Here is a 16,748-nt window from a genome sequence, read left to right on the forward strand (position 1 = left end):
GGCTGACCGTCCATTGTGGCCACCCAGCCGTCGTTCGCGTTCTCCGGCACGGCGAGGATCGCCGCCGGGCCCTCGGCCACGGTCAGCTCGCGGTCGGCGACGTCCCAGCGGGTCACCGTGTGCGCGCGCGGCTCCGGCTTCGCGGAGTCCGATGTGGATGGAGCAAGGCTGAGGTCCTGTACGACGAACGAGTCCGACGCGCCGGTGCGCAGCTCGTGCTCGCCCGCCGGCAGCTCGACCCCGCCGACCAGGTCACGGCAGGTCGACAGGCGCAGTGGCCGGTGGGCGAGGAAGTCCGCGCGGGTGCCGGCGACCGAGGTCTGGTAGACGAACCCGTCGAGCTCCACGGTCGGCCCGGACCCGCACGGCACCGCGAAGTCGGTCGGCGGCGCCGGCAGGTCGACGCCGCCGAAGGTCAGCTCGGTGATCCCGGCCGGCGCGCCCGGCCGGGCCTCGTGGCCGCGCACGGTGATCTCGATCCGGTCGGTGGTCAGCGCGAACCGGGCCACCCCGTCGGGGGTGACCGGCACCGACTGGGTGCCCTTCGGCACCGTGATCTGCACGTCGGTCGGCCGGGAGCCGCCCGAATCCTCCGCTGTGGACAGTCGGAGATCCTTGATCCGCACCGGTTGGTCCCACTCCAGGCGCAGGGTCGGGTTCAGGTCGGTGGTGTCGGCGATCCAGGTCGTCTGCTGGTCGCCGTCGACGGCCGAGAGCGGGCTCGCCGCCGGGTCACCGGCCAGCTGGCTCGAGCCGGACACCGCGAGCCCGTCCGGCGAGCCGGGCACGGTGCCGCCCGCCGCCGGCAGCACCGTCCCGCCGAGCTGGAAGGTCCCGGCCGACGCGGTCCGGAACAGCCGGTGCACGCCGGCCGGCTCCTCGCCGTCCCTGGCCGAGTCGGCCGTGCAGCGCCCGGCGACGCAGGCGTACCTCGGCACCGCGCCCCGGCTGAACGCGAAGGCCGTCTCCTGCCCGGTTTCCGGCGCGGCGTCGGCCGGCACCCGCAGCGCGCGCAACGGACTCACCCCCGGCACGGCGAGCTCGGCGATGGCCACGTTGCCGGTCTGCTTGCCGGCCGCGACGCCGAGCACGGTCACCCGGACCGTGCTGGTGAGCCCGGGGGCGGTGGTGAAGCGCTGTTCGCCGCCGCCCCTGGCGACGTCGTGGTCCACGCTGCCGGTGTCGGTGGTGAGCCGGATCCTGGTCACCGGCCAGCCAACCCGCAGACTGTCCACGATCCGCATGGTCACCTCGCTGACCTGCCGGGGCGTGTCCAGCTCCAGCTCGAGCCACTGCCCGTCCGGGCCGGTGAAGCTCGACGAGCGCCAGGCGGTCAGCGGGTCGCCGTCGATCGCCGCGAACGGCTGGCCGGACGGGTCCGAGGCGCTGACCGCGTCGGCGAACGCGATCGAGGTGGACGCGTGCACGCCGCGGATGCCGCGGTAGGCGGCCACCGTCTGGTGCTCGATGCCGCGGAAGGGCAGCACGTCGGTTGACGGCCGGGCCTGTCTCGGCGTCTCCTCGGCGGCCAGGGTCTGGCTCAGGTTGTCCCGCACCCGCCCGACGTTGCGCTCCCGGTGGCGCAGCCCGTCGGTGACCAGCCAGCGCGACGAGTCAGCCAGCCCGCCGTCGCCGGCGAGCACCGTCGGGGTGTCCGCGTCCAGCAGCCCGGACTCCAGCAACGGCAGCAACGACTCCGGGCCGCCGCTCACCGTCGGCACGTCCGAAGTGGACATCAGGGTGGTGCGCGGTACCGCACTGTCCACTTCGTACATCTCGATCGCCGGCACCTCGCCGACGCCCTCCAGGCGCACCGGCGGCCCGAACTCGCCGACCCGGCGCAGTCCCGGCGAGCCGGCCAGCCCGGCGCGCAGCGCGTCCGGGGCGGGCGCGCCGGTACTGGACTGGTCGAGGTCGTTGCGCAGCAACAGGAACCGGTAGCCGGCACGGGCAAGGAACGCGGCCAGCTCCGGTGAGCCGCGGGCGTTGGTCAGCGCGTCCTCGACGGTGTCCATCAGCCGGGTGTTGCCCTCCGAGCCGAGCGGGATCTGGCTGCGCACCGCCCACGGCGACCTGGCCAGCGCCTGCGCCGGCTCGTCGACCGTGCGTCCCCAGCTGTAGTCGCCGAACCCGGAGCCGGGCAGCAGCAGCGTGCGCGCGTCGTCGTCCTGGTCGGCGACCCAGGTCATCGCCGCGCGCCAGTGGTCGGGCACCTCGGCCCAGCCGGGACCGGGACGCAGCGTGAGCAGCCAGGCCGGGGCGGCCATCACCGCGACCAACAGGCAGCCGACGGCGACCCGGGCGCGGTTGGCGCGCAGCGTCGAGGTGCCGCGCGCCAGGCCGGGCAGCCGCCCGGCGAGCGCGTGGGTGAACGCGAGGGTCAGCGGCAGCCGCAGGACCGGCTCGAACTTGTGCACGTTGCGTAGCGGGGCGAGCGGCCCGTCCAGCAGCTCGCGCACGGTCGCGGCCAGCGGGCCGTCCAGCGTGCCGACATAACCCACGGTCAGCAGCACCAGGCCGGTGAGCACGCCGAGGGTGAGGAAGCGGCGCTCGGGCAGCCGGCCGAGTACCAGCCCGAACAGGCCAACCGCCGCGACCAGGCCGGTGACCAGCATCAACACCGGGTTGTCGATCAGCATGAAGCCCGATGGCCACCACGGCGTGCCGGCGACGACGTAGGCGACCCACTGGTTGGTGCCGCGCAGCACCTCCCACAGCGACATCGGCGCGGTGGTGTTCGTCGCGGACTCGATGTAGTCGAGGAAGGGCAGGCTGTACTCGCCGAGCAGCAGTAGCGGCAGGATCCACCACAGGCAGACCGCGATCACCGAGACACACCACCAGGCGACCAGCCGGACGTGCTCGGCGCTCCACCGGCGGGTCAGCAGCCACAGTCCGGGCAGCACCAGCGCCATCAGCACCATCGCGCCGTTGACCCCGCCCATACAGAGCACGGCCAGCGCCGACAGGCCGGCCGCCCGCCGCGGCGAGCCGATCCGACCGGCTCTGACCAGCGGCAACAGCACCCACGGGAGGGCGACGGCTGGCAGCATCTCGGCCGAGAGCGGGCCGATCTCGGTGAGCATCCTGGGGGCGAGGGTGTAGGCGAGCGCGCCGACGAACCGGGCTGGCTCGGTGCCCACCCGCAGCGCGCGGGCCAGCGCCAGCAGCCCGCCGAACGCGAGGCAGAGCAGCAGCGCGCACCACACCCGCTGGGTGAGCCATGGCGGCAGGCCGAGCAGCTGGCCGGCGGCGAAGAACGGGCCCATCGGGAACAGGTAGCCGTAGGCCTGGTTCTGCAGCTCGCCGCCGGTGGCCTCGGGGTTCCACAGGTGCAGCGCGCGGGTGAGGAAGGCGATCGGGTCGACGGCCAGGTCGAGCTTGGTGTCGAAGGTGGTGCGGCCGGGCCGCTGGAGGAACGACAGCAGGGTGAGCCCGAGCATCACCCAGGCGGCCGGGTTGCGCAGCAACCGGCCGACCCTACCGTCGGTGGATAACATCGTCCGCATACTAGGGCTAGAGTGGGCCGATCTTGCGCTGATGGGAGAGCGGTGGACTTCGACCACGCGTGGGCGTCGGTGGCCGAGGTTCCCGGCTGGCTCACCGAGGACCAGGCCAGAATGCTGTGGGACGCGGTGCGCCGGCTGGAGCCGGGCGCGACCGTGGTGGAGATCGGCAGCCACCAGGGCCGCTCCACGGTGATCCTCGGGCACGCGGCCCGCGACATCGGCGCGACGGTCGTGGCGATCGACGCGTTCGTCGACGGCCGGCTGTTCGGCGGGGCGTCCACTCGGGAGCTGTTCGAAGCCAACATCGCCGCCGCCGGCCTGGACGACGTCGTGGAGCTGGTGGTCGGTTACTCCACGCGACTGCGGCCCACCTGGTCCCGGCCGTTCGAGCTGCTCTACGTGGACGGCAAGCACGACTACTGGACCTATGTGGACGACCTACGCTGGTCGGCCCACCTGCCGCCGGGCGGCGACATCCTCGTGCACGACTGCTTCTCCTCGATCGGCGTCACCGCCGGCACGCTGCACAAGGTGCTGCTCGGCTCGCGGTACCGCTACCTGGACCGCAGCCGCTCGCTGGCCAGGTTCACCCTGCGCCGGCCCGGGTTCGCCGACCGGCTGCGGGTACTCCGCCAGCTGCCGTGGTTTCTCGGCAACGTGTTCCTGAAAGTGTTGCTGCGCCTACGGTTGCGCGCGGTCGCCGGCTGGTTGGGCCACCACGGCCCCTACGACCCGTTCTAGCCGGGCACCCCGGCCAGCACGTCGGTGACGCAGATCGGCGCCACCCGCAGGCTGCGGCTGATCTCCACGTGGGTGTAGGTCCCGGTGGCCACCACGTGCAGCACGTGCAGGCCCTCGGTGAACCGCGCCCGGACCGCGGTGTCGCCAACCTGGACCACGCCGTCGCCGGACTCGCCGGTGAAGTAACCGATCCGCACGATCCGGCGGCCGGTCACCCTGTCCGCCAACGGAATCCGCACCACGTCGGTGCCGACCTGGTAGCCACAGTCGGGTTGCGGGCCGGGCAGCGCGGCCGTGGTGTCGGTGAGGTTGATGATCGGCTGCGGTGTGCCGGTGCCGTCGAGCTGGTACAGCTCCTCGGCCGGCCGGTCGAACCGGGGCGACTCGGGTACCAGGCCGACCACCCGTGAGGTGAACGCGTCCCCGACGAACCAGTCGATCATGATCGGACCGGGCACCGCGGTGTCGTAGAGGACCATGCCCGGCGCTTCGGCCAGCGCCGCCCGCGCGGTGGCCACGTAGTCGCGGGCGTCGGCGAACCGCAGCGCGGGCGCGACCCGCAGAAAGCTCACCACCCCGCCCACCATCACCAGCGCGGTCAGCGCCGCGACCAGCGCCCGCGTCCGCGCCGGCGCGGACGCCACCTCGGGTGCGGACGCGCCGATCCGCTGGGGCTCAAGGAAAGCGAACGCGGCGCACAGCACGGCGACCGGTACCGCGTCGGCCAGGTACCGCGGCTCGGTGGCGATCACCGAGCCGAACAGCCCCAGCCGCGCCGAGGCGACCAGCGCGAGGTCCACGACGAGGTAGGCGGCGAGGAACAGCCACGGCAGCAACGCCCGCCGGCCGGCGCGGACCGCGCTGAGCACGATCAGCGCCACCGCCGCGACGGCCGCGCCGATCCGCACGAACGCCGGCGGGGTGGCCAGCGTCGCGCCACCGGCGCTGTCGGTGAGCGGGCCACCGAACAGCCCAGGCAACAATGTGTCCACAATGGACCGATAGCTGAGGCTGAGCACATCCCGGCTGCCGACCGGGTTCTCGTTGACCGGCGCGTCGGCCAGGCTCAGGTAGCCGAGCACGAACAGCCCGACCAGCGCGCCGTTGGCCAGCCACACCCACCGATAGCGACGCAGGGCGAACAGGATCGGCGGCCGCCCGGCGGGCGCGACCAGGATCGTCACCGCGAGCAGCATCGCCGGGATCAGCGCCGCCTTCTCGTAGAACGCGAGCCCGAACACCGTCCACAGCCCGGCGTAGACCGCGTGCCGGGTGCCTTCGCCGTGCAGGAAACGCAGATGCGCGTGGATCGCGCCGAACATCGCCAGCAGCACCGGAAGCAGCTGCAGCGCGTAGGCGAACCACAGGGTGGGGAACAGGATCAGCGGTGAGCAGGCGAAGAACGCGAACGCCACCACCACCGCCCAGCGGACGCCGAACAGCCGCCGGAGCACCCGCCAGCACAACAGCAGCGTGAGCGCGTGCACCACCAGCAGCGGCGCCATCGCGACCGGGAAGTTCAGCGGCGCGATGGTGGTGACCACCCAGACGTATAGGAACGCGCCCGGCTGCACGTGCCCGCTGTAGATCTGGAACAGGTAGTCGAGCTCGTGCGGCGCGGCGTGCGCCGCGCGGTAGGTGAAGATGAAGTCGTCCTGGCCGAAGTACCCGTTCAGCGCGGCCACCGCGTGCACCACGAACGGCACGGCGGCGACCAGCAACGCGACCATCGCGACCGGGGAGCGCGCCGGCCGGCGGGGACTCAGGTGTCGTGGCCCCGACACCTGGACGTCGACAGACAAGGGACCCCCGCGTGGACGTGAGTGAGCCCCGACTCCGCTTCACCCTAACGCCGAACGTGCCGCCCGTCAGCCGCCGGCGTTGGGTTGGCAGGCGGGTGGCTGGCAGAGCAGCTTGGACAGCGCCGCGTAGAAGATCTCGTTGATGCGGGTGGGATCCGGCGTGGTGAACGCCTCGCCGCCGGTCGCCTCGGAGATGGCTTGCAGTTCCTTCTGGTCGATGTCCGGCCCGATGCCGATGCCGACGATCTGCACCGGCCGCCGGGGGTCCTGCAACCCGTCCAGCTCGGCCAGCAGCTGCTCCCGGCTGATCCCGTTGGCGTCCTCGTTGCGGCCGTCGGTCAGCACGACCACCACGTTGATCCGGCCGGCCTCGTAGTTCTGCGTGGAGGACCGGTAGGCGGCCAGGGTGCTGTCGTAGAGCCCGGTCGCGCCGTTGGGCAGGGCCTGGACCCCGCGCAGCGCCTCGATGGACCCGCCGTTCTTGAGCTCGGCCACCGACTTCACCGGGAACAACTCCCGGTAGTCCTGGTTCGGGCCGTCCAGATCGGTGGAGAACAGCCAGACCCCGAGCTTGGTCGTCGGTTTCATCAGGCCGATGCCCAGCTCCGCGGCCTGCAGGGTCACCGCCATCCGGTTGCGCCCGGTCCCGGGCACCGGCTCGGCCATCGAGCCGGACACGTCGATCAGCACCTGGATCCGTGCGCTCAGGTTGACCCCGGCCCACTGGTTGAGCGCCTCGTCGACCTCGGCGGGCTGGGGTAAGGGCACCGGGGTCATCTTGGTGTCGTCGGTGCGCTTGTCGTCACCCCGGGGGCGCAGCATCTCCCCGTCCGGGGTGCGGAAGCCGGCGTCGGCGAACTCGTCGGCGGACTCCTGGTCGATCAGCGCGGACAGGAACCGCTCGGCCGCCTCGCGCTCGGTGCTCGGCGTGTCCGGCAGCACCACGAACGGGTAGTCCAGCGCCGGAATGGCCGGCTCGGCGTACGCGGCGACCAGCGGCGCGTTGGTGTTGCGCACGTTGTGCCGCAGCACCGCCAGCTCCGAGGACGGGAAGCCGTCCAGCGGCTCGTCGGTGCTGTCAACGCCGGGTAACCGGGTGAACAGGTCGGCGGCCTGGGGCACGGTGTTCGGCGAGAGCCCGCGCAGCTGGCTGGTGATCGCGCGGCCGGGGTCATCGACGGTGGCGAACAGGTTACGCACGGCGAACAGCGTGGACACCCCGACCGGCTCGCGGGCCGGGTCGGGCAGGCCGATGGTGAGCGGCTCGGCCGGTTCCGGCCCGAGCACCTTGGGCCAGGTCACCGGCTGCGCCGGCCAGCCGAGCCGGCCGGCGGCGTCCTCGGTGAGCGCGAGCACCACCGGCGAGCTGGCGATCGACGTGCCGTTCACCGGCACGTTCCACGCGCCCTTCTCCTGGGCGCGCTGTAACCAGATCGTCGACTCCGGGATCCACACGTGCGGCCGCTCGGTGCCGTCGGAGAGCACCAGCGCGTCCGCGGTCGACGAGGACTCCCGTGGCGTCACCCGCACGTCGAAACAGGAGCCGTCGTCCTGCTCGGAGACCCGCTTGGCGACCTGGGTGACCACACCGGCGACGTCCTCGGCCGCGGTCACGTTGAGTTGGGTGGTCGTGTCGCAACTGGCGGCCCGCAGCCGCTCGTTGAGGAAATCGAACACGAACCAGCCGAGTAAGGCCACCACGAGCAGCGCGCTCAGCAGGATGATCGGCGACCGCGACCGCAGCCCCCGTGGCTTGGCCGACGAATGTCGTCCCATCGCGGTCGCCCTCCAATGTCGGCACAGGGACGTTGTTCGGGTCGGGCAAACCCTAATACAGGGAGGACACCTCGTCGGAGAAATCTTGCATGATCACGCTGCGCTTGAGCTTGAGTGACGGGGTCAGATAGCCGTTCTCCGGGTTGAACTCGGTGTCCAGGACGCGGAACCTGCGTACCGACTCCGCCGTGGACACCGCCAGGTTGCCCTCGTCGACCGCGCGCTGGATCTCCGCGAGCAGCGCGGGGTCCTCGGCCAGCTCGGCGACGGTCGCGGTCGCCGACTTGTCGACCGTGGTCTTCCAGTAGGTGAAGTAGTCGGCGTCGATGGTGATCAGCGCGGCGATGTACTTCTGCCCGTCGCCGACCACGAGTGCCTGCGCGACCAGCGGATGGGCGGCGATGCGGTCCTCGATCACCGACGGCGCCACGTTCTTGCCGCCGCTGGTCACCAGGATCTCCTTCTTGCGCCCGGTGATCCGCAGGAACCCGTCGGCGTCCAGCTCGCCGAGGTCGCCGGTGGAGAACCAGTCGTCGGCGTCGATCGACTCCTTGGTCGCCGCCTCGTTCTGCCAGTAGCCGGTGAACACGCCGGCGCCGCGCAGCATGATCTCGCCGTCGTCGGCGATCCGCACCGCGGTGCCCGGCAGCGGCTTGCCGACGGTGCCCGGCTTGAACTCCCCTGGCGCGTTGACCACCGACGCGGCGGTGGACTCGGTGAGCCCGTAGCCCTCGAACACCACGATGCCGACGCCGCGGAAGAAGTGCGTCAGCCGGGTGCCAAGCGCCGCGCCACCGGAGATCACGTACCGGACCTGGCCGCCGAGCGCGGCACGCAGCTTGCTGTAGACCAGCCGGTCGAACAGCGCGTGCTTGAGCTTGAGCCCGAGGCCGGCCCGCCCGGCCGCCTCGCTGTACTCGATGGCGGTGGCCGCGGCGGCGTCGAAGATCTTGCCCTTGCCGCCGACGTGCGCCTTCTGCCGGGCGCCGTTGTAGACCTTCTCCAGCACGTAGGGCACCGAGAGGATGAACGTCGGCCGGAACACCGCGAGGTTGTCGGTCAGTGTCTTGACGTCGGCCCAGTGTCCGAGGGTGGCCCTGGCCATCACCGCGCCGACCTCGACCATCCGGCCGAACACGTGCGCCAGCGGGAGGAACAGCAGCGTCGAGGCCTCGACGCCGCCCTCGCCCTTGAACATCGGCGCGAGGTACTCCACCGCGTTGCTCACCGCGGCCACCAGGTTGCGGTGGGTGAGCACGACGCCCTTTGGTCGGCCGGTGGTGCCCGAGGTGTAGATGATGGTGGCGAGGTCGTCGGGGGCGACCGCGCGGCGGCGCTCGTCGACGACCTCGGCCGAGGTGTCCGCGCCCGAGGTGGTCAGGGTGGCCACCGCGTCGCCGTCGATGCGCCAGACGTGCTCGAGCGCGGGAATCTTCGCGCGGACCGCGTCGATCTTCTTCTCCAGCGCGCCGTTCTCCACCACGACCGCGATCGCGCCGGAGTCGGACATGATCCACTCGATCTGCTCGTCGGAGGAGGTCACGTAGATCGGCACGGAGACCGCGCCCGCGACCCAGATCGCGAAGTCGAACAGGGTCCACTCGTAGCAGTTGGCCGACAGGATGGCGACCCGGTCGCCCTGGCCGACGCCCTGCGCGACCAGGCCCTTGGCCACCGCGACCACCTCGTCGTGGAACTGCGCGGCGGTCACCTCGCCCCAGGTGCCGCCGGTCTTTCGCCGGAAGGCGATCGAGTTCGGCGCCTGCTCGGCGTTGGTGAAGACGACGTCGGCCACGCCGCCACTGTCCGACACGGTGGCCAGCGGGGGGACGGCAACTTCGCGCATGATCAGCTCCTCGAGCACGAGCAAGGGGGGCCGCGCGACGTCAGCGCCGCCTTACCTCACAGTAACTTGCCGCACATCTTGCCTGCCAACGGCGCGAAGGGCCACCCCCCGACACAAACGCGAGCCCAACGCTCCAGCGCGGCGGGTCCACCCTGTCAGCGGGGTTGGACTCGCGTGGCGGGAGCGTTGGGCTCGCGAGGTGACCTGGGGTTTCAGACGGTCAGTGACCAGGTGTTGAGGGTGCCGACATCGGCCTGGTAGACGTCCTGGACGCGCAGCTGCCAGGTGCCGTTGGCGGTCTCGCTGGCCGCGTTCACCGTGTACGTGGTGTTCACGTTGTCCGCCGAGTCGCTGCCGCTGGAGTTCTTCAGCCGGTAGCTGGTGCCGTCCGGGGCCACCAGGTCGATCACCAGGTCACCTCGGTAGGAGTGGCTGATGTCGACCGCGACCTGGCTCGACGAGGACGCCGCGCCCGAGCAGCCGGCGACGGTCACCGGGCTGGTGATCGCCGCGCCGCCGTCGGGGATCGACACCCGGGTGGTGTTGGCCGCGGTGGTGCAGGTCGGCGCCGGCTCCTCGCCACCGAGGTCGGCCGCGGCCGCCGCGATCTGCGCCGAGAAGTAGCTCGTCTGCGCGTAGACGCCCGGGTTCTCCGGCCGCGCGCAGCCGATGCCCCAGCTGACGATGCCGACCTGGATCCACGCGTTGTTGTCGTCGCGGCGGAACATCGGGCCGCCGGAGTCACCCTGGCAGGTGTCCACGCCGCCGTCGTCCCAGTTGCCGGCGCAGATCTCCTTGGCCGGGATCAGGTCCGAGTACGCCTGCGCGCACTGGGTGTCGTTGATGAACGGCACGTTGGCCTTGAGCAGGTAGCGCTGCTGGCCGCCGCCCTCCACGGCCGCGCCCCAGCCGGCGACGGTGAACGTGCCGCTGTCGTAGGCCGTGGTGGAGGCCACCGCCAGCGTCGGCACGTCGACCGCGCGCTCCAGCCGGATCAGCGCCCAGTCGTCACCGCTGTTGTACCCGGGGGAGCGGTAGACGTAGTTGGACCGGACCGTGATCCGGTTGGCGTCCTGCAGGTCCACCGCGCCGAGCGTGGCGGTGATGCTGGTGTTGTTGCCGGTGCCGTTCACGCAGTGACCCGCGGTCAGCACCAGTTGCTGGGTGTACATGGCGCCACCGCAGCCCATGGACAGCCGCACCATCCACGGGAACTCGCCCTGCGACGCCCGTACGCCACCGACGACCTGGGGCTGCACGTCACCCGGCGTGGGTGGCGGTGCCGCGAGGGTCTGTCCGGTGGCCGCGCCGAGTACCGCCGCCGCGCCGACGGTGACCAGCACCGCCCGTCCGGTCAGCCGTCTTAGCCTCGACATCCAGCTGTTCATCTGTCGGGTCCTTTCGGTAGTCAGTGCTGTTGAACTAGTGCTGTTGAGCTAGTGCTGTTCGGAAGGTGCTGTTCAGAAGGTGAGTGCCCACCGGTCGATGTAGCCGGTGTCCTGCTGGTACAGGTCCTGCACCCGCAGCTGCCAGGTTCCGTTGGCGGCCTCGCCGGAGGCGTTGACGGTGTAGGTCGTGACGAGGTTGTCGCCAGAGTCGTTGTTGGTGCTCTTGAGCCGGAACGCGGTCCCGTCCGGGGCCACCAGGTCGACCTGGAGGTCGCCGCGGTAGGTGTGCTTGATGTCCACCGCCACCTGGAGGTCCGACGGCGCGTTGCCGGTGACGCCGGAGACCGCGATCGGGCTGGTCACCGCGGCGCCCGCGTCCGGGATGGTGACGTCGGCGGCGTTCTCGAAGGTCGGCCCGGCCGGCGGCGGCTCGGAGCCGTCGCAGGTCTCGCCGATCACCCGGTACACGCAGTCGGAGTACTCCAGGAACCGCAGTACGGCCTCCCGGTTGCGCGAGGTCTCGCGGGCGATGACCTCGTCCGGCGGGTAGAAACCGTTGAGGCCGCCCGAAGACGGGTACATCTCGAAGGTGTAGGAGAAGATCCGCTGGTTGCCCCACAGCCAGTCGTCGATCGTGCCGTCGGTGATGTAGAGGTCCGATGCCTGCTCGGGGGTGTAGCCGTTGGTGCCGGCCATCTCGCGGCCCAGCGTGGCGAACGCGCTCTGGTCCCTGGCGGTCAGCCCGGGCGCGGTGTCGTTGTAGGTGTAGCCGTATGGCCAGAGCACCAGCTCGGAGAAGGTGTGGAAGTCGATGTTCGTCTTGATCTGCTGCACGCCACCCACGACGCGGGTGCGGACGAAGTCGGCGACCACCTTGACCTCGGGCGCGGACTCGCCGGCCGAGCCGCGGTAGGTCTCACTCGACGGCGAGCCGGACGAGCCGCCGCAGCAACCCCACTGGTAGTCCCAGTTGCGGTTGAGGTCGGTGCCGATCGACGAGCTGCCGGAGTTGGGCTGCCGGTTCTTGCGCCAGCCGGCGTAGGAGCCGGAGCTGATGTCGTACTCGCCGCCGTCGGGGTTCATGTCCGGCACGATCCAGATCTCCCTGGTGTTGACCAGGTTCGTGATCCGGCTGTCGGTGCCGTACTTGTCGGTCAGCTCGGCGACCAGGTACAGCGCCATCTCGACGGTCAGGTGCTCGCGGGCGTGCTGGTGGTGGGTGAACAGCACCTCCGGCTCGTCCTCGTCGGTGGCCACGTTGTCGGAGATCTTCAGCGCGACGATCTCGCGGTTCTGGTATGAGCGACCGATGACGCGCTTGCTGAGCAGCGTCGGGTGGTCGGCGACGGCGGTGTTGAGCACCGCGGTCATCTCCGCGAAGTTGTGGTAGTTCGAGTCGGCCGGCGGGAAGTCCATGGCGGTGACGTCGTCACCGTGGTCATGGGTGCCGTGGTCATGGGTGTTCGCCAGGCCGGGTTCGGCGTCGACGGTGAGGCCGAGTGCCTCGATCTCGCGGACTTCCGTGGCGGTGGCGGTGATGTTCAGCGCGCCGTGCTCGACGGAGTTGATCACCGCGCCGGTCTTGGCGACCGCGTTGCGCAGATGGATGTCGAGCTCACCGGTGACGTAGTACTCGCCGGAGGTGCGGTTGGCGGACGGCGCGGCGGATTCCTGTTCGGAGGCCGCGGAGCCGTTGGTTGACAGGACCAGCGACAGGGCGGCCAGCGCCCCGATCGCGATGATGGACGGGCGTGTGTGTCTCACGCGGTGCCTCCTGCAGGGGCGCCGTTCTGTGGTCGGCGCGGAGGTGATTTTCAGTTGTCCCGGCGAGTGGTCCGAAACCGTTGCGGTGCCCTCACGGCCACTACACCTGGTAGCTGATGTTTACCTGAGACGGACGCCACCACAAGGGGCAAACCAGCGTTGGCGCGCTCTGGTTGTTCCCAATTCACAGTCAGCGCTCAGCGCACACCCAGCTTGCGCAGCAGGCGAAGCGAGCGGGTCATCACCTTCGCGTACTGGCCGTAGGGCACCCAGCGCGGCGGGTCGAGCGCGGCGAACCGTTGGCTGGCAATCGTTTGCGCCTCGGTGTACTTCAGCAGCCCGGCCGCGCCGTGGCGACGGCCGATGCCCGAGGCGCCCATGCCGCCCATCGGGGCGTCGGTGCTGCCGAAGGCGGCGGCGTAGCCGTCGTTGACGTTCACCGTGCCGACCCGCAGCCGCGCGCCGACCGCGCCCGCCCGCGCGCGGTCCCGGCCGAACACCCCGGCGTTGAGCCCGTAGGGGGTCTGGTTGGCCAGCGACACCGCCTCGTCCTCGGACGCGAACGGGTACAGCGACACCACCGGGCCGAAGGTCTCCTCGGCGTGGCAGCGCATGTCGGGGGTGACGTCGGCGAGCACGGTCGGCTCGTAGAAGTAGGGCCCGAGGTCGGGCCGGGGGCGTCCGCCGGTGAGCACGGTCGCGCCCTTCGCGCGGGCGTCGTCGACGTGCTCGGACACCGTCTTCAGTACCCGGGCCGAGGACAACGAGCCCACGTCGGCGCCGTAGTGGTAGCCGGCGGCCAGCCGCAGCCGCTCGGTCTCGGCGACGAACGCGTCGGCGAAGCGGTCGACGATCGAGTCGTGCACGTAGATCCGTTCCAGGGAAAGGCACAGCTGCCCGGCGTTGGCGAAACACGCGCGGACCGCGGCGCGCGCGGTCCGCGCGATGTCCGCGTCGTCCAGCACGAGCATCGGGTTCTTGCCGCCGAGCTCGAGCGAGCAGCCGACCAGCCGGGCGGCCGCGCGCTGCGCGATCAGTGCGCCGGTGCGCGAGGAGCCGGTGAAACCGAGGTAGTCACAGGTGTCCACGACCGCGCCGCCGATCGTCGGCCCGTCGCCGAGCACGACCTGGAGCAGCCCGGCCGGCAGACCGGCGCGGTAGAGCAGATCGGCACCGAGCAGCGGGCTGAGCGGGGTCTGGCTGTCGGGCTTGAGCACGACCGCGTTGCCGGCGATCAGCGCCGGGATGAGGTCGGCGACCGACAGCGCGAGCGGGTAGTTCCACGGCGCGATGATGCCGACGACACCCTTGGGCTGGCGCAGTTCCCGCGCGCTGATCACCCCGGGGAGCAGGCCGGCGCGCCGGCGCGGGCGCAGCAGTCTCGGTGCGGTGCGCAGGTAGTAGCTGGTGACCAGGGCCGGTTCGCAGAACTCCTCGAACGCGTCCCGGCGAGCCTTGCCGGTCTCGGCCTGGAGCAGGTCGGTGACCGCCTCCCGGTGGCGCGCCAGCAGCCGGTGGAAGCGTTCGAAGACGGCCAGGCGGGTGGCCAGCGGGGTGGCGGCCCAGTCGGGCTGGGCGCGGGCGGCGCGTTCGTAGGCGGTGTGCACGTCGGCGACGGTCGACTGGGGGAGCGTGGCCAGGTCGCCGCCGGTGAACACGGCCGTGGTGGTGTAGGTGTCGCCGGACTCGGCGGTGACCAGCGCGCTGAGGCGTTCGAGCAGGTCCGGGGTGAGCGCGGGCGGGCGCATCACGCGGACTCGGGTTCGGTGCCCGGTGCGCTGGCCGCGGCGCGGGCCTCGTAGGCGGCGCGTTGGGATTGCTCGGTGTCGACGAGCAGCTGATCGCCCTTGAGCGCGCGCACCAGCCACTCGGCCGCGGCTCGGGGCAGCAGCCGGGTGAGGCGGTTCATCACGCCGAGCGAACCGGGCACGAAGACCTCGAACCTGGGGCGCCGCAGGGCTTTCACGATGGCCTCGGCGACGTCGGTCGGCTCGACGGACTTGAAGAACCGGGCTTCCTTGAGCCCGCTGGCGAGCTCGGTGCGCACGATGGCCGGCAGGACCACGGTCAGGTCGACGCCGCTGCCGCGCAGCTCCGAGCGGACCGCCTCGGAGAGACCGACCACGCCGTGCTTGGTGGCGCAGTAGGTCGCGCCGCCGGCGAAGCCCGCCTTGCCGGCGGCGGACGCGATGTTGACGATGTGCCCGGTGCGGCGCGGGCGCATCCGTTTGACCCCTTCGCGGGTGCCGTGGATGACCGCGTGCAGGTTGATCTCCAGCTGCCGCACGGTTGACCGGTCGGTCTCGTCCTCGAACGGCCCGAGCGCCATGATCCCGGCGTTGTTGATCAGCACGTCGATCGGCCCGAGACGCCCCTCGACCTCTTCGAAGAACTTCGTGAACCCCGCGAGATCGGTGACGTCCAACGGAAACGCCTCCGCGCCGAGCCGGTTCGCGGTCTCCGTCGCCACCGCGAGGTCCAGGTCCCCAATGGCGACCCGGGCCCCGGCTCTCACCAGCGCCTCAGCGGTGGCCGCCCCGATCCCGCGCCCACCCCCGGTGATCACGACAACCTTGCCAGCCAACGACCGACCCATCACGCCACCACCTCAAAAAAAGCAGTCCAGCAGGAATGTATTCCACCCACCCCCGCCAGGCCAACCCTGCGCGGGGTTCAGGGGTGGGTGCGGAGGTCGAGGGTCAGGCGCTCGGTGTCGCGGTCGTGGATGTGGGTGGAGCCGGTGAGGGTGTGCGGGCGGTGGGACTTGTTGCGCTCCAGGCCGTAGATGAGGAGGGCGAGGACGGCGGCGGTGATGAGGAGTTCCATGGCGGTAAGTTTGCGCTGCTTTCAATCCTGCCAACAGTGGCAGGACAGACCATGTTCGTCAATTTTCTGCCATGTATGGTCGGGGGGTGCTCAGGACTGTCGCCGCGGTGTTGATCGACCAGTTCGCCGTTTTCGAGTTCGGCGTGCTGTGCGAGGTTTTCGGGATCGACCGGACCGAGGACGGGGTGCCGCCGATCGACTTCCGGGTGTGTGGGGAGCGGGCGGGTGAGCCGCTGCGGACCGGGGTCGGCGCCCAGGTGGTGCCCGAGTTCGGGCTGGACCGGATCGTGGGCGCGGACCTGGTCGCGGTGCCGGCCGCGAGCGTGCGGGACCCCGACCAGTACCCGGTCGCCGTGCTCGAGGCGCTGCGTGCGGCCGCCGCCGGCGGGGCCACGCTCATCTCGGTGTGCAGTGGCGCCTTCGTCCTCGGGGCGGCCGGCCTGCTCGACGGGCGGCGGTGCACCACCCACTGGCGCTATGTCGACCTGCTCGCCGAACGCCACCCGAAGGCGTTGCTCGATCCGGACGTGTTGTTCGTCGACGACGGCGACATCATCACCAGTGCCGGCACCGCCGCGGGGATCGACGCCTGCCTGCACCTGGTCCGCCGCGAGCTCGGCTCGGCCGCCGCGACCGCGATCGCCAGGCGGATGGTCGTGCCGCCCCAACGCGACGGCGGTCAGCGCCAGTACGTCGAGCTGCCGATCCCGGAGTGCACCGGCGACAGCCTCTCGCCGGTGCTCACCTGGATGGTCGCCAACCTCGACACCGAGCACTCGGTGGCCGCGCTGGCCAACCGGGCGCGGATGTCCGAGCGCACGTTCGCCCGCCGGTTCGTCGCCGAGACCGGCACCACCCCGCACCGCTGGCTGACCATGCAGCGGGTGCTGCACGCGCGCCAACTGCTCGAGGACACCAGCATGCCGGTGGAGGAGATCGCCCAACAGTGCGGGTTCGGCTCCGCCGCGCTGTTGCGCCACCACTTCAACCGGGTCGTCGGCGTCGCGCCGAACGACTACCGGCGCACGTTCGGGCAGGGCCACGAGGTCCACATCGGACATTAGCTCGAGTGATCGTCGAGTAATGGCAAGCAGAA

At 71.2% G+C, this 16,748-nt stretch carries 10 protein-coding genes and 2 pseudogenes; 2 read left to right on the plus strand and 10 right to left on the minus strand.

What is annotated here, in order from left to right; all coding sequences use genetic code 11:
- Positions 1-470: 470 nt before the first annotated feature.
- A pseudogene (locus ACYVIP_RS36010) lies at positions 471-3,509 on the minus strand (alpha-(1->3)-arabinofuranosyltransferase); the annotation flags it as partial.
- Between the two features lie 42 nt (positions 3,510-3,551).
- Between ACYVIP_RS36010 and ACYVIP_RS36015 the strand changes: the two are divergent.
- Positions 3,552-4,250 carry a class I SAM-dependent methyltransferase gene (locus ACYVIP_RS36015; RefSeq protein WP_460404679.1) on the plus strand — a complete coding sequence of 233 codons (699 nt, stop codon included), beginning with the start codon at positions 3,552-3,554 and terminating at the stop codon, positions 4,248-4,250.
- Here ACYVIP_RS36015 and ACYVIP_RS36020 read toward each other — a convergent pair.
- The 9 genes and pseudogenes from ACYVIP_RS36020 to ACYVIP_RS36060 all read right to left on the minus strand — a co-directional run bounded on the left by ACYVIP_RS36020 (position 4,247) and on the right by ACYVIP_RS36060 (position 15,652).
- Complete coding sequence (locus ACYVIP_RS36020) at positions 4,247-6,052, minus strand: hypothetical protein (protein ID WP_460404681.1); 1,806 nt, start codon at positions 6,050-6,052, stop codon at positions 4,247-4,249. The genes ACYVIP_RS36015 and ACYVIP_RS36020 overlap by 4 nt on opposite strands.
- A gap of 66 nt (positions 6,053-6,118) precedes the next feature.
- On the minus strand, positions 6,119-7,828 hold the full coding sequence (locus tag ACYVIP_RS36025; RefSeq protein ID WP_460404683.1) for a substrate-binding and VWA domain-containing protein: 1,710 nt from the start codon (positions 7,826-7,828) through the stop codon (positions 6,119-6,121).
- 52 nt (positions 7,829-7,880) lie between these two features.
- Entirely contained in the window at positions 7,881-9,674 is a 1,794-nt protein-coding gene (locus ACYVIP_RS36030) for an AMP-dependent synthetase/ligase (protein ID WP_460404685.1), read from the minus strand.
- 212 nt (positions 9,675-9,886) lie between these two features.
- Entirely contained in the window at positions 9,887-10,207 is a 321-nt protein-coding gene (locus tag ACYVIP_RS36035; protein WP_460404783.1) for a proprotein convertase P-domain-containing protein, read from the minus strand.
- Between the two features lie 51 nt (positions 10,208-10,258).
- Positions 10,259-11,062, minus strand: a pseudogene (locus ACYVIP_RS36040) (S1 family peptidase); the annotation flags it as partial.
- A 72-nt stretch (positions 11,063-11,134) separates the two neighbouring features.
- Positions 11,135-12,826 carry a M14 family metallopeptidase gene (locus ACYVIP_RS36045; RefSeq protein ID WP_460404687.1) on the minus strand — a complete coding sequence of 564 codons (1,692 nt, stop codon included), beginning with the start codon at positions 12,824-12,826 and terminating at the stop codon, positions 11,135-11,137.
- Positions 12,827-13,023: 197 nt separating this feature from the next.
- Complete coding sequence (locus ACYVIP_RS36050) at positions 13,024-14,574, minus strand: succinic semialdehyde dehydrogenase (protein ID WP_460404689.1); 1,551 nt, start codon at positions 14,572-14,574, stop codon at positions 13,024-13,026.
- A complete protein-coding gene (locus tag ACYVIP_RS36055; RefSeq protein WP_460404691.1) occupies positions 14,574-15,422 on the minus strand; it encodes an SDR family oxidoreductase in 849 nt (282 codons plus the stop codon). The genes ACYVIP_RS36050 and ACYVIP_RS36055 overlap by 1 nt, the downstream gene beginning before the upstream one ends.
- Before the next feature lie 77 nt (positions 15,423-15,499).
- Entirely contained in the window at positions 15,500-15,652 is a 153-nt protein-coding gene (locus tag ACYVIP_RS36060) for a hypothetical protein (protein ID WP_460404693.1), read from the minus strand.
- 86 nt (positions 15,653-15,738) lie between these two features.
- Here ACYVIP_RS36060 and ACYVIP_RS36065 point away from each other — a divergent pair, with 86 nt between their 5' ends.
- Positions 15,739-16,716, plus strand: a complete 978-nt coding sequence (locus tag ACYVIP_RS36065; RefSeq protein WP_460404695.1) for a helix-turn-helix domain-containing protein — start codon at positions 15,739-15,741, stop codon at positions 16,714-16,716.
- Positions 16,717-16,748: the final 32 nt, after the last annotated feature.

The organism is Actinophytocola sediminis (genome assembly GCF_054779715.1).

What these genes read in the sequence shown, in the direction of transcription:
- ACYVIP_RS36030 (WP_460404685.1), bottom strand. Translation starts at nt 9,674, where the DNA reads ATGCGCGAAGTTGCCGTCCCCCCGCTGGCCACCGTGTCGGACAGTGGC.
- ACYVIP_RS36050 (WP_460404689.1), bottom strand. Translation starts at nt 14,574, where the DNA reads ATGCGCCCGCCCGCGCTCACCCCGGACCTGCTCGAACGCCTCAGCGCG.
- ACYVIP_RS36025 (WP_460404683.1), bottom strand. Translation starts at nt 7,828, where the DNA reads ATGGGACGACATTCGTCGGCCAAGCCACGGGGGCTGCGGTCGCGGTCG.
- ACYVIP_RS36055 (WP_460404691.1), bottom strand. Translation starts at nt 15,422, where the DNA reads ATGGGTCGGTCGTTGGCTGGCAAGGTTGTCGTGATCACCGGGGGTGGG.
- ACYVIP_RS36060 (WP_460404693.1), bottom strand. Translation starts at nt 15,652, where the DNA reads ATGGAACTCCTCATCACCGCCGCCGTCCTCGCCCTCCTCATCTACGGC.